Origin of the sequence: Fischerella major NIES-592, from assembly GCF_001904645.1 — a bacterium.
Lineage (GTDB): Bacteria > Cyanobacteriota > Cyanobacteriia > Cyanobacteriales > Nostocaceae > Fischerella > Fischerella thermalis.
In genome coordinates this window covers 40,435-53,714 of the sequence record NZ_MRCA01000022.1, presented here as the reverse complement: position 1 = coordinate 53,714, position 13,280 = coordinate 40,435, and the positions used below count along the sequence as shown (strand labels likewise).

Here is a 13,280-nt window from a genome sequence, read left to right as displayed (position 1 = left end):
ATGCTGATCAAACCGAAAGTTTAAAAAACTTTGCATTGAAAAAAACTTACACAACCATAAGCCTTGGTTTATCGTGTATCGTTACCTAATGTCAATTGAATGTGAAGTATCTCAAAACTTAGTCAAAAGAGGAAATAGGCATTCTTGCAATAGGCAAAAAATGTGTTTATTTCGTTTAGGTACTTAAAATATTAGATATTAGTCTGGAAGGGAAAGAAGACAAAACAGACAAAGAGGTATTTTTCTCTTTATATTCCTTTATATTCCCCCATTCCCCGATCCCCAATCTCCAATTCGTAAAATGGGCAATTCTCTCAATCATTTCCCCAACGGAAATCCTTTGATACAGGCGCTACATACTGCTGTCAAAGGCAGAGCTAGATATAAAGTCAACGGACTGTATTATTCAGAAAGTCTCAAAACATACCTTGAATCTAGATTGTCAAAAGAGAAAATAATCACACAAGTTCGTGCTAATCCTCTCACAGGAAACGTCCTGATTTTTTTCCATCCAAAAACCAACCCAAATGCGATCGCTTGGCTTCTGCAAGAAATAGTCGTAGATTACACAAAACTAATTAACAAATTACCTCTACAAACAACTAAAACCAACACAGCACCAACAAAAGTTAAGAATTCACCAATTCCAGCCCAGGCTGTGCAAAAACAACTAAACAAAGCAAATAGTAAACTTATTCTATTATCTGGATCTATTTCCACCTTTATTTTATGCGCCACATTGTTGCGTAAATCTGGATTAGACGAAGAAACTTTACTAACAATTCAAAAGTTGCACACACCACTCTTAGACCAGATCATGCTTGGGATCACTTTTTTAGGAGAACCACTAGTTCTGTTTTTGATTTGTCTGGGATTAGCAACCAGATCAGCATACAATCAGCGTCCTTGGGAAGCAAATAACCTAGGTCTAGCCGCAGTTGGTGCGATCGGCTTGAATATATTCCTTAAAGAACTATTTCGTCGGGCACGTCCAGTACTGTGGGATCATCTTGTCAAAGTTCGTCATTATAGCTTTCCTAGCGGTCATGCTATGGCATCAACGGTAATTTATGGTTTCATTGGATACACATTAACCAAGAAATTCCCCCAACATCGGCAACTAATTTTTGCTGGAACCACCGCTTTAATCTTGGCGATCGGTTTAACTCGGCTGTATCTAGGTGTACACTGGCCTACTGATGTAATAGCTGGCTATGCCGTAGGTTTAGTGTGGTTGACTGCATGTATTCAAACAATGGAGATAGGGGAAAAGTTCTCGCTTGTTGGCTATAGTGATCTGCCAACAAAAACGCTTTAACCGCAAACCAATCTTCACTTTGTCTTAAAAATAGCGATCAGCGATCAACTTAACAGCAAACCCATAATCCATCGGTGTCCATCGCCTTGCAGGGTGTACCTTCCTTACGGAAGCCGCTACGCGTCTACGTTTCATTATTACCTGTGGAAGTCTGTCTCGAAAATAGCAATTAGGGATTAACCTAAACAGTAAACCCATAATCCATCGGTGTTAATCAGTGTTAATCGGTGTTCGTTAATTTTCATACTCTGGTTGTGGGTGAGCCTCCTGACGGAGGAGCTACGTTAACGCCCGTGGAAGTCTGTCTCGAAAATAAGTGTAGGGGTGTAGGAAGATTGTTATTTTCATTGCAAGGTTCGTGGGATTTTCCTACCATTAACTGTCTTAGTGCCTTTGTGCCTTTGTGGTTCAAAAAAAGATTTTTGAAACACAAAGACACTAAGACACAAAGAAATTATTCAACTCTGGCACGGAGTGCAGGATTTGCAAACAGAGTCTTAAATGCAGCCTGGCGCTTGTCGGGTGGTTCTGGAGCATATTCCCATAAGCTTTCGTAATAGAAGAAAGCCACACCTAAACCACGTTCTTGAGCAGCGCGCACCTGTGACTTGATTTGTTGTATTGGCACAGGGTTATTTCGCAATCCTGTCATGATACCGATGGCTGTTGGTATTTTTTGTTGTGATATCTGAATTTCAGGTCGGGAAATTTTAGCGACGAAACTTTGCAAATCGGAACGATAAACTTGCATGATTAGCTCATCTATGATGTTTTTATCGAGCCAAGCCAGCCAATCTTGCAACTGGAATTTATAAGCAAAGTCGTGGTAATTAGGGGAAACGGAGAAAATGGCATTGGGTTTTCTGGCTTTTACAGCTTGATTGAGTTGTACCATAAACGCCGTAATCTTATCTGCCCGCCAGCGCATCCATGCTGGATCTTCAGGATTATTAGGTGGATTGTTTTGAGTTTCCTGGGTATATAAGGCAGTTGTGTATTTGTCGTAGCCAAATTCTCGGGGTAAACTCATGTGATCATCAAACTGAATACCATCGACATCGTATTGGGTGACGATTTCGACGATGAGATTAGTGATGAACTCTTGTACTTTTGGATGAAAGGGATTGAGCCACATCACCTCACCCGCAGCAGTGATGGAAGTTTGGCTACCATCCCGTTTTTGGGTAAACCAATCTGGATGGTTCAATGCCAATTCCGACATCTGGGGAGCCATAAAACCAAACTCAAACCAGGGAATCACAAGTAGTCCCTGACGATGGGCTTGGTTAATTAAGTCTGCTAAGATATCATGCCCGTCTGAGCCTCGCAATACAAAGGGTTGGATGCCTTCGCGTTTGGCTACAGCACTGGGATACATGACATAACCAGAGTTCCACACTACGGGATAGATTGTGTTAAAGTTCAATTCCCGTAATTGCCTAACGGCATTTTGGACTTTGGTACGATCCCTGAGGGTGTTAAAGTCATTGCTGGTCATCCACACACCACGAATTTCCTGACGAGAAACCTGTGCTGTTGCAGAGTAAAGGTTATTAATCAAAAATGTCGTCAAGAATGACATTACAAAAAGTAGTGGGAGAAGATACTTGAGCCATCGCCTGCTAAGAGGGCACGAACTTTGAGGTTTGTATGATTTTTTATCTACCCACATGTGCGATCGTCTGCTTTGTTTATGAAATGTATTAGCCATCGTGTCTATGAACTGGTTGATCAGTAGTTGTTCATTCCGTGCGAATTGATTTACTGCCTGCCCAAAAACTGAAGCAGATTTAGCACAGTGAAATGATTGACGCAGATAATAGCTTGGTAGTGCCCACTATTACTTTTGCACAAAGGGTAAATACTTATTCCAAGAATAAGTTTATTGAATGTGTTGAATTGTTTGATAATGAATTTTGGCAAAGCTTTTTATTTAATCACGCCGTGAATTAAAACTATGGCAACAGTCATGTTTTTATAATCGAACACAGATGAACACAGATGAACACAGATAAATTACTCAGTGTGCATTGGTGTACCCTCCGGAAAGCTATCCTTTGGGGTGTCTAAGTTAATCAAAATCAGACTTTGGAAATTTACCAAAAACCAATTGGCAATTAAGTAAACAGGCTGATGATGGAGGGATTTTAAGGCTGTGACTTGGCTAACTGATAACTGATAATTGATGACTGATAAGTGTAATATGCATAGTCAAAAACTTTTTCTGCCAACAATGGGTTGTGGAACTTGGGCATGGGGCAATCGGCTGCTGTGGGGATACGATGAAAGCATAGATAACCAATTGCAAGCAGTCTTTGACCTTTGCGTAAGTCGTGGTGTGACTTTATTTGATACGGGTGACTCTTACGGAACGGGAAAATTGAATGGTCGCAGTGAGTTACTTTTAGGAAGATTTACCAGAGAATATCAAGGTATAGGTAAAGAAAATATTTGCATTGCCACTAAACTTGCTGCTTATCCTTGGAGATTGACACGCCAGTCGATGGTACGGGCTTGTAAAGCTTCTGCTGAGCGTTTGGGAAGAAATGTGGATTTGGTACAAATGCATTGGTCTACAGCTAATTATGCTCCTTGGCAAGAGAGGGCGCTGTTGGATGGTTTAGGGGATCTCTACGAACAAGGTTTGGTGAAAGGAGTAGGCTTATCTAATTACGGCTCTAAACGGCTTAAACAAGTGCATAAAAAGTTTGCAGAACGAGGAATACCAATTGCGACTCTGCAAGTACAATACTCATTACTATCCACCTATCCTGTTACGCAATTGGGGATTAAAGAGGTTTGTGACGAACTGGGGATTAAATTAATTGCCTATAGTCCTTTGGCATTGGGAATATTAACAGGAAAATATTCTGAGCAAGGCCCGTTTCCTAAAGGTATTCGGGGACTATTATTTAGGCAGTTATTACCAGGGGTGCGATCGCTTTTAGCGTGTTTGCGAGAGATTGCTCAGTCCAGAAATAAAAGCATGTCCCAAGTAGCTCTCAACTGGTGCATCTGCAAGGGAACTATTCCTATCCCTGGAGCCAAAAGTGTAGAACAGGCACAAAATAATATTGGTGCTTTAGATTGGCAACTAAACTCTAGTGAGATTGTAGAACTGGACAAAGCAGCGGCAGGTACAGATAAAAAAATGGTACAAAATATTTTTCAGACAAAATAGGGATCGGGGACAAGGGTGATGGGGTGATGGTGAGACAACCAACAACTAACCACTAACCACTAACTAGATATAGCTAGTATTAGCAACTTTTTCAATTTCTTTTTTAATGCTATCGAGATCAATGAAACAGTCAGCATAGTTAATTAGACTCTCGCTAGTCATTGAGTGCAGACTGACAATTTCTACCCTCACTCCTTTGTAGGAAACTGCATTTACAGCGTAAGCTAAGTCTCCATCCCCACTGACTAAAACCACTGTGTCACAGTGGGAAGCCAAAGTCATCATATCTACTGCAATTTCTACTTCTAAATTGGCTTTTTTAGAGCCATCAGGAAACTGAACCACGTCTTTAGTGACTACGCGGTAGCCATTACGACGCATCCATAACAAAAAACCCTGTTGTTTATCGTTGGTGCGGTCAACTCCACTATAAAAGAAAGCACGCAACAGTCTGCCGTCTTTTACTAAATAAGACAATAGCTTGGAGTAATCTATTTCAATCCCTAATTGTAAAGCTGCATAGAATAGGTTAGAACCATCAATCAAAATTACTACACGACCGCGATTTGAGATGTTACAAATAGTACTTTCTTCGGAAAATTCTGGTATTTCATCAATGTTTACGTCTTGAGTATCTCCTTCAATGATATTTTGTTCTTGATATAGGGATTGGTGTCGCGATGCTTGATTTTGAGTGTTTTTTTTATTAAAATTGGCTGTGTTAGACATTATTGCCTCAATATAAAAATTCAAAAAAATTATTGAAATTACAGTTGTTCATTAGCTAAATTTATCATTGTTCAAGTAATATTAAGAATTCTGTAAACAGTTTAATTTCTCGCGACATGATTTTTACAAGTGGTTAAGCCATGACCAAATATTTGGTCATATTATTGCTTCATAGTGAAAAATGATAGCTCATCATTCAAGAAATGATTCAGTATCGAAATTAAAGCCGATAGAAAAATTTTCCATTTGTCTAACTAGTCATTAAATCATCTTTCTAACATATGTGTATAAATTCAACAGAATTATGTTAGATTTCTGTTCGCCTTAAAAAAAAAGGGTGTATGAGTGTAAGGGAAATCATTTTTATCCCATTGCCTTTGTCCATGCACCCTAACAAACTTAATATTACTGCTATTGTTGAATCCCCCCTGGCAATAATGGGTCAAATTGTTGCTCTGGTTCAGGATTTAGAAAATTACGCCAAACACGAATTTGTTCTTGAGCAGCGTTGTAAGCAGCGGCATAACGTGGAATTAGCCTAGCTGTTTCGATCGCTCTGGGAATATCAGACTCGCCTTGGGAGCGTGCTATATCCAATAATTGCTGGCTCCATTGATCGATGGCAATGCTTGCATCACTGCTTAAAATACTACTGCGAGGCACTCGACTTGCGAGTCTAATTGCTTCTACGAGAGCTTGAGGAGTACCTGCCAATGCCACTTCTTTTGCTTTGCTCCAGTTTTGTCGAGCGCGAATTTGGGCGCGCCAGTCATCTATGGCGGCTTGTGCTTCACCAGATAAGGCCCTGCCTGAGGGTATTTGTTGGGCAACGTTAATAGCGGCGGGAAGGTTACCGCTATTAGCTAAATATCGTGCTTGATCCAATAATGGTTGGTCTTCTATCCGTTGTATCTTGGCTGTCCAAAGGGCTATTTTTCTTTGTGCTTCTCTATATAATGCCCGTCCTCGCCGAATCTGCCTTGCTTCAGTAATTGCCGCTTGCAAAGAGTTGATATCTTCTAACAAGGCTATCTCTTCAGCACGTTCTAAATAAGGTTTATCTTCGATTGTTTGGACTTGAGCAACCCAACCATTTATTTCTTCCCTAGCTTCTTCTGCACGTGGGTTGCTATTGGGGATTTGTTGTGCTTCGGCGATCGCTGCTGTTAAATCGTTGATTGTTCCTTGGCTTGCCAGTGTCCGCGCTTTTTCTAGCTTTGAGACATCTTCAATTTCTAGTTGCCAACGAGCGATCAACTGTTGGGCTTTGTCGTAGACTGCTCTGGATGGATCAATTTGTTGAGCTTGGGCAATTGCTGTCTCTAAACCTGCTACAGTGCCAATCCAAGCATTTCTTTGGGCTTCTGCGATCGCAATAAAGTCCTCTGTTTCTGACTGTAGTCCTGTACTGAAAGGAATTTGCTGGGCAATAGATATAGCTTGGTCGGCATCACGACGGTCTAGGTTTTTCTGTGCCAAATCTAACATTGCGCGTGCAAATTTGGGAATTGCTTCTTGAGCTTTCGGGTAAACGTAACTGTCCTTTTGAATCGACTCTGCAATTTTAATCGCTTTGAGTAAGTTATCTACATTTCCGCTTTCAGCTAGATTTTCAGCTTTCGCCAGCTTATCGCCATCTTCTCTGGCACTAGTAATCAGTCTATTTAATTGGTCATATTTGATACTCGCCCAATACTTGTTATTGACTCGTAATAATTTAGCAGCAGCCATAAATGCGTCGTGCCAGTGTTGTTCACGCATTTCGTTTTCTGCTTCTTGGTAAATACCTTCTGCCTCTAACCAAATTTTTTCCCATTTGCTAATTTGCTCTTTTACCAGTTGATGAGCAGGCAGGTCTTCTGGGATTTGGTTGGCAGTGGCGATCGCTTCTTCTAATTTGCCTTGTTGAAAACTTTCATCTGCTAACTTTAAAATGTCTCGTGACCATTGTTCCAGGTAGCGGTCTATTTCCCCTCGTAAGGGATGCCTTTCTGGTAATAGCTTCACCAGATCAATTGCTTGCAGCAGGTCTTTGACTGTTTGCTTAGAAGCCGCAAGTTGGGCACAATGTAAGCGTACCGACGCACTAGCCAGAGGCCAGAAAATAGATGGACAGTTGGGGGCAGATGGCAACTTGAGTAGCATTCCCATTGCCATAAATGCGATGCTGCCAGGGACTAGTGTGAACAAAAGCGCCCACAAAACCCAGCTTTTGAACCAGCGTGGCATTTTTCCAGAACCATGACCACTGGGGGGTAGTTGTTCAGAAGTGTTTGGTTTTGACTGCATCACAGACTTGGAGTTAGAGCCGGCAGGTGGTATACCAGACATTTTAGTCTCATTAGCGTGACCGGCTCGGGATAATCTTGTCATCATATCTGGCTCTCTAGCTCTGCCTAATGACCAACTTTCTGAAGTATCCCGCTCTGTCATCTCTCACACCAAAGTAGTTTAATAGCGATCTACGTTGAATCGCAACTATGTTGTTGTCATGGTAACTTTCTCATCGAGAAAAATCCACCTCTTGCACCATCATACCTCCATAGATATCATTACCATCCCAAATACAAAGTGTCTTTTTATACTACTATCTAGTAGCGGATGATTCTGCTTGCAAATCAACAATTAGCTGAGCTAAGTGATCGCTACTTGCCTGGTAAACTGTGCCACAAAAGTCACAAGTCGCTTCTGCGCCATTGTCTTTGATGATCATGTCTTGCAGTTCTGCTTCTCCCAACATTTTCAGCGCTCCTAAAACCCGATCAAAAGAGCAACCACAGTGGAAGCGTAGCATCTGAGTTTCGGGAAATATATTTACTCCCATATCTCCCAGTAAATCTTGAAAAATTTCTGTCAGAGATTTACCAGCTTGGAGCAGAGGTGTAAAACCGCTTAAAGCAGCAACTCGTGATTCTAAAGTTTCTATTAAAGCTTCATCTCTGGCTGCTTTGGGCAACACTTGCACCAAAAGACCGCCAGCAGCAGTTACCCCACCTGGTTCCACAAATACGCCTAGTACTAACGCTGAAGGAGTTTGTTCAGATGTTACCAGGTAATGGGCCACATCATCTCCTATTTCACCAGAAATAATTTCAACTGTACTGGAATATGGGTAGCCATAACCAATATCACGCACTACATAGAGAAATCCATCACCAACTGCACCACCGACATCTAGCTTGCCTTTAGCATTGGGCGGTAGTTCTACTGCCGGATTGCCCACATAGCCACGTACTGTACCATCGAGACCAGCATCTATTAATATACCACCCAAAGGGCCATCACCTTTTACCCGGATGTTGACTCTAGAGCCAGTCCGCTTCATATTGGATGCCATCAACAAGCCAGCGGTCATAGTCCGTCCCAAGGCAGCTGTTGCGACATAAGACATTTGATGGCGCTGCCGTGCTTCTTCTGTGAGACGAGTTGTAATTGCACCCACCGCACGAATTCCACCATCGGCTGCTGTAGCGCGAATTAATTGATCCGCCATGAAAATCCTTACATTTCTTTACAAACTTACTTTCTCTATTTTAAGTTCACAGTTTGATTAAAAGTGACCAAATATATTGCAATTAGAATGACAATACCCGTACCAACCACAAGCGGCTTTCCGTAGAGCAGAAGTATAGCTCATCCCAGTCTTTGTCATACTATAAAGAAAAAGCGATAAGAGCGATCGCGTCAACAATGCTAGGTAATTTTCAAAAAAGTCAACTCCGGATAGAAATGGAAGCATCAGCAACTGCCATTGGAGACAGTCTGCTGCGTCCTACGCAATTGGAAAAATGGCTACTTTCTGGTAGTCTTCCCCCCGGAATGCCAGAACAGTTGCATCCAGGATTTCAATTTACAACTCGATTCGGACCGATCACGATTCATCATCAAGTAGATGTAGCACGTCCTAATTGTCTGCGTTTAATTCTCAGTCAAGGAATTGATGGTTTCCATGAATGGTACTGGGGAGAAGGTTGGGTACAGTCTCGCCTAGAAGGAATTTCACTTTTGCCACTGGCTTTAGGACAAAGTTTAAATTTACTAAGTTTGCGTCAGTTTTTAGCACAAAAATAAATTAGTTGTTGGTTGTTGGTTGTTTGGAACAATCAACAATCAACAACTAACAACCAATCACTAACCAATTACGAAGTACTCTTCAATTCAGCTGTGCGTATTGATAATTGCTGCGTTTGATTTCCACGTTGCACTTTCACCTGTAACACCTGTCCTACGCGAGTGTCTTCCACAAGATTTTGCAACTGTTCAGCACTAGTAATTGCTTGTCCATCAACTTGGGTAATAACATCGCCACGTCGGATACCTGCTGTAGCTGCTGGAGAATTAGGTAAAACCCGTACTACCAAAACGCCATTCACTTCTGGAATGATGAACTGAGAATTGGGGTCGTTATTGTTTTCTTTTGCTAGCTGGGGTGTGAGAGTGATCATTTGCACACCCAAATAAGGATGAGCTACTTTACCACCGCGTTGCAATTGGGCTGTAATTTGTTTAGCTTTATCGATGGGAATAGCAAAGCCAATTCCCATAGCATCAGCACGAATAGCTGTATTAATACCAATGACTTCACCTCGGTCATTTAACAGTGGTCCACCAGAGTTACCGGGGTTGATTGCAGCATCTGTTTGAATAAAGTCTAAGCGTTTGTCAGGGATACCAACTTGGGCGCTAGAACGTCTCAGGGTGCTGACAATTCCTAAGGTGACGGTATTGTCAAATCCTAAAGGATTACCGACTGCGATCGCCCAGTCTCCTACCTGGACATTAGAAGAAGAACCCAAAGGTGCGACAGGCAAATCACCGCCAGCGTCAATTTTAACTATTGCCAAATCGGTGACTTCATCAACACCTCGGACTTTGCCATCAAATTTACGCCCATCTTTAAGGCTGACTGTAACTCTATCAGCATTATCGACCACATGGGCATTAGTCATAACTAAGCCACTTTTGTCAATAATGAAACCAGAACCCAGACCCCGCAATTGTTCTGGGGGTAACTGTTGGGGAAAACTGTCCCCAAAGAACCTGCGGAAAAACGGGTCGTCATAAAAATCAGGTAGACGACGAGTAACTGTACGTTCAGTATCAATCCGAACTACAGCTGGACCCACACGATTTACCGCCGCAGTCACAAAGCTGCTATTTCCAATCGCTGCTGTCGTTGGTGATTGCCGTTGAGCAATAAGTTGTGGTGTGTCATTTGTAACTGGCTTCGGTGCTGGGTCAGCTTGGGAGGGTGACACTCGGATAGTGCCAACAGTGAGTACAACTCCTAAAATCATCGCTAATGCATGAGTAAAGAGTTGTTTGATATACCTGGGTAGTTGGGAAAATCGCATAACCACAACCTTATTTTTCAGTCTAGTTAGTTATGTATTTGTTCATTTTCTTTGGTGTAAGTAGTTTATAATGGCTACTTACATACCTAAATATTATTGTTGCAGATTTGATGTTAATTTCTAAGTGTTGACGCTAGTTCTCATGTCAGAGTTTCATGCTTGCTTTAGTCTTGACACTTGGAGATTATTATGACCCATTTATAGATCAATTTATTTGAATTTGTAGGTGACAAGCCATTCTGGAAACTTACACTCGCAATATTCGGGAATTAGGATGATTCTTTCTTGGCAATTGCTGTTAATTCAAAGATATAATATACGCTTTACTTAAAATCACAAAGTACAATAGGACTCAAATGAACCCATTGCTCCCTTTGGAAGCATGAGAGCTTTGTTGAAGACAAGGTAGATAAAAGGGATAAAGAAAATATTTCTACTCCCCACACTCCTGACACTCCCCACACTCCCCACTACTATCCCTGTCTAAGTTAGGATCTTATGTATTCCTAAAACTCCAAACAGCAGCCAATGAATGGATCAAAGCGATTAGCTAAATCATCTTTGCCTAGTTTTGAGCAAGATGAAGATGTACTCTTGGAAGAAACAGACCACGTTCACACACACAAGACTCATAACCATGAACAGTCGCCTCATCCTCACATTCATAGCGAAGAGTCTTTGCGCCGATTGGTAAATCGATTATCACGTATAGAAGGACATATTCGCGGAATCAAGACAATGGTACAGCAAAATAGCCCTTGTCCTGATGTGTTGTTGCAAATTGCCGCAGTTAGAGGTGCGCTGGATAAAGTAGCACGCATTGTTTTGGATGAACATTTAACTGAGTGTATTGCCAGAGCAGCAGAAGAGGGCAATATTGATGTAGAAATTGAGCAACTCAAAGCAGCTTTAGATCGGTTTTTGCCTTGAGGGGATTGGGGAAGTAGGGGGAGTGAGAGGAGTGGGGGGAGTGTGTAGACGCGCTTTGCGCGGCTTCCCGTAGGGTGGAGTGTGAGGAGAATAAATAGTGACAAATTACCAATTACCAATTACCAATTACCAATTACCAATTACCAATTACCCATCTATTTGCCTAACTACTGTTAGTGCAGAATAACTCACGCCTGCTGTACCTTCGCCGGGGTGGGTAGAGTCACCAACTAACCAGAGATGATCTATGGGTGTACGATTGGCAAATCCAAAGGGACCAAATGTCGCTATCCTTTGACCAATTCCACCAACAATACCGCGATCGCGAGCGGTGTAATGAGCAAAGGTACGGGGCGTGGCAGCTTCTACATGAATAATGGTTTCTGGTTTTAGATAAAAATATTGTGCCAGACGAGCGATCGCGTCTTCTGTATACTTTTGTTTCAATCCTTCGTAGTCTTCTGTCTGCCACCAAGGTTCAGGATCTACGAAGGAAGAGGCAATAATTGTAGCTTTACCTGTAGTAGCACGACCATCACCGGGATGACTCACAGACACAAATAGAGAATTATTTTCGCCAATAGGGCCATTGGCATCGTACATAAATTGCAGGTGGGGGGGACAATCAACGGGAATAGCGCTTGCATCCACGCCTAGATAAACTACAAACGCACCTGATGCAGATGGCAATTTTGCCACACGTTTTTTATACCCAGAGGGAGCCTTTTCACCTAGCAATTTCACCAAATTTTGGACTGTAACATTAGCAATGATATGGTCGGCTGATTCTGTCCAGGTTTCCCCAGTTTTTTGATTGCGAATCACTACAGCCTTAGCTTTACCTTGGGCTACTTTGATTTGTTCAACAGTGTGGCGCATTAATAATTGACCACCATCTCGTTCCAAAGCAGAAACTAGGCGATCGCTCAACACCTGCATACTACCTTGGAGATGAAACAAGCCTTGTGGTTCCTGAGATACACTCAACGCTGTTGCGGCGTACAATAGCGCTGTTTCTTCTGCATCTACCTGAGAGTATAGTTTCAGTTGCAAATCTAAAAACGTTCGTAAACGCTGATCATCTGCCAACTTGTAGGCACGCAACGCATCCCCTACCGTAAACAACGTATAAGGTACAGTAATTAAAGTACTCGGACGCACCGCCTTGGTTAGCTGCCATAGATCCCAAAGGTTACGCGGCGGTAGTACCGGATCACGCCCTTGAAATTTCCAACTGGCTTGAAACAACTCTGCAATCAATTGCCAAAAAGGTTCGCTACCAGGGAACTGTCGCTGGCGTTCCTCTTGCCATTTCTGAGGATCACGCCAAACATTGATGGGTGTATTTTCTCCTGGCAAAAATACCGCACATGCAGGATCACAAGGCGTTGCAGGCGGTAAATCAACTTCTAATTCTGAAAAAATGCGGTAGTGAATTCCTCCTGGTTCCAAACCCGCGACTTGGGTTGCACCGACATCAAAAGTAAAACCTTTGCGTTTAAATGTAGAAGCACAACCACCAGGCACTAGGGCTTGATCTAGAATGAGGACACTATAACCTCTACGAGCCAATAATGCCCCAGCAGTGAGTCCACCAATTCCTGCACCAATAATGATGACACGAGATTTAGTTTTGCCACCACGATGATTTGGCATTGATATTTATCAGATAATTATTAATACTCTTAATTATATTTTACAAAATACTTAATATAAAGAAACAATGTAACTTTAGCCAATACTGAGCAAGCTTCTCATATCCATATAC

Annotated in this window: 10 protein-coding genes; 4 read left to right on the top strand and 6 right to left on the bottom strand. The window is 42.0% G+C overall.

Annotated elements, in window-relative coordinates; genetic code table 11:
• Positions 1 to 301: 301 nt before the first annotated feature.
• Positions 302 to 1,318 carry a phosphatase PAP2 family protein gene (locus tag NIES592_RS22840; protein ID WP_073556994.1) on the top strand — a complete coding sequence of 339 codons (1,017 nt, stop codon included), beginning with the start codon at positions 302 to 304 and terminating at the stop codon, positions 1,316 to 1,318.
• 454 nt (positions 1,319 to 1,772) lie between these two features.
• Here the strand turns inward: NIES592_RS22840 and NIES592_RS22835 are convergent, their stop codons facing one another.
• Complete coding sequence (locus NIES592_RS22835) at positions 1,773 to 2,900, bottom strand: glycoside hydrolase family 10 protein (RefSeq protein ID WP_073556993.1); 1,128 nt, start codon at positions 2,898 to 2,900, stop codon at positions 1,773 to 1,775.
• Between the two features lie 621 nt (positions 2,901 to 3,521).
• Between NIES592_RS22835 and NIES592_RS22825 the strand changes: the two genes are divergently transcribed.
• Positions 3,522 to 4,499, top strand: coding sequence for an aldo/keto reductase (locus NIES592_RS22825; RefSeq protein WP_073556996.1), 978 nt, complete (start codon positions 3,522 to 3,524; stop codon positions 4,497 to 4,499).
• A gap of 63 nt (positions 4,500 to 4,562) precedes the next feature.
• Here the strand turns inward: NIES592_RS22825 and NIES592_RS22820 are convergent, their stop codons facing one another.
• The 3 genes from NIES592_RS22820 to hslO all read right to left on the bottom strand — a co-directional run bounded on the left by NIES592_RS22820 (position 4,563) and on the right by hslO (position 8,721).
• Entirely contained in the window at positions 4,563 to 5,228 is a 666-nt protein-coding gene (locus tag NIES592_RS22820) for a LabA-like NYN domain-containing protein (protein ID WP_073556992.1), read from the bottom strand.
• Positions 5,229 to 5,639: 411 nt separating this feature from the next.
• Positions 5,640 to 7,661, bottom strand: coding sequence for a chromosome segregation ATPase (locus tag NIES592_RS22815; RefSeq protein WP_073556991.1), 2,022 nt, complete (start codon positions 7,659 to 7,661; stop codon positions 5,640 to 5,642).
• A 154-nt stretch (positions 7,662 to 7,815) separates the two neighbouring features.
• Positions 7,816 to 8,721, bottom strand: coding sequence for an Hsp33 family molecular chaperone HslO (gene hslO / locus NIES592_RS22810; protein ID WP_073556990.1), 906 nt, complete (start codon positions 8,719 to 8,721; stop codon positions 7,816 to 7,818).
• A 197-nt stretch (positions 8,722 to 8,918) separates the two neighbouring features.
• Between hslO and NIES592_RS22805 the strand changes: the two genes are divergently transcribed.
• Positions 8,919 to 9,299 carry a hypothetical protein gene (locus NIES592_RS22805; protein WP_009453683.1) on the top strand — a complete coding sequence of 127 codons (381 nt, stop codon included), beginning with the start codon at positions 8,919 to 8,921 and terminating at the stop codon, positions 9,297 to 9,299.
• Positions 9,300 to 9,367: 68 nt separating this feature from the next.
• Here NIES592_RS22805 and NIES592_RS22800 read toward each other — a convergent pair whose 3' ends face one another.
• The gene (locus NIES592_RS22800) at positions 9,368 to 10,582 is read right to left on the bottom strand and encodes an HhoA/HhoB/HtrA family serine endopeptidase (RefSeq protein WP_009453684.1); all 1,215 of its coding nucleotides are present in this window, start codon (positions 10,580 to 10,582) and stop codon (positions 9,368 to 9,370) included.
• Positions 10,583 to 11,110: 528 nt separating this feature from the next.
• Here NIES592_RS22800 and NIES592_RS22795 point away from each other — a divergent pair.
• Entirely contained in the window at positions 11,111 to 11,512 is a 402-nt protein-coding gene (locus NIES592_RS22795; protein ID WP_016871855.1) for a metal-sensing transcriptional repressor, read from the top strand.
• Positions 11,513 to 11,659: 147 nt separating this feature from the next.
• Here the strand turns inward: NIES592_RS22795 and crtD are convergent, their stop codons facing one another.
• Complete coding sequence (gene crtD / locus NIES592_RS22790; protein WP_073556989.1) at positions 11,660 to 13,168, bottom strand: C-3',4' desaturase CrtD; 1,509 nt, start codon at positions 13,166 to 13,168, stop codon at positions 11,660 to 11,662.
• Between the last annotated feature and the right edge of the window lie 112 nt (positions 13,169 to 13,280).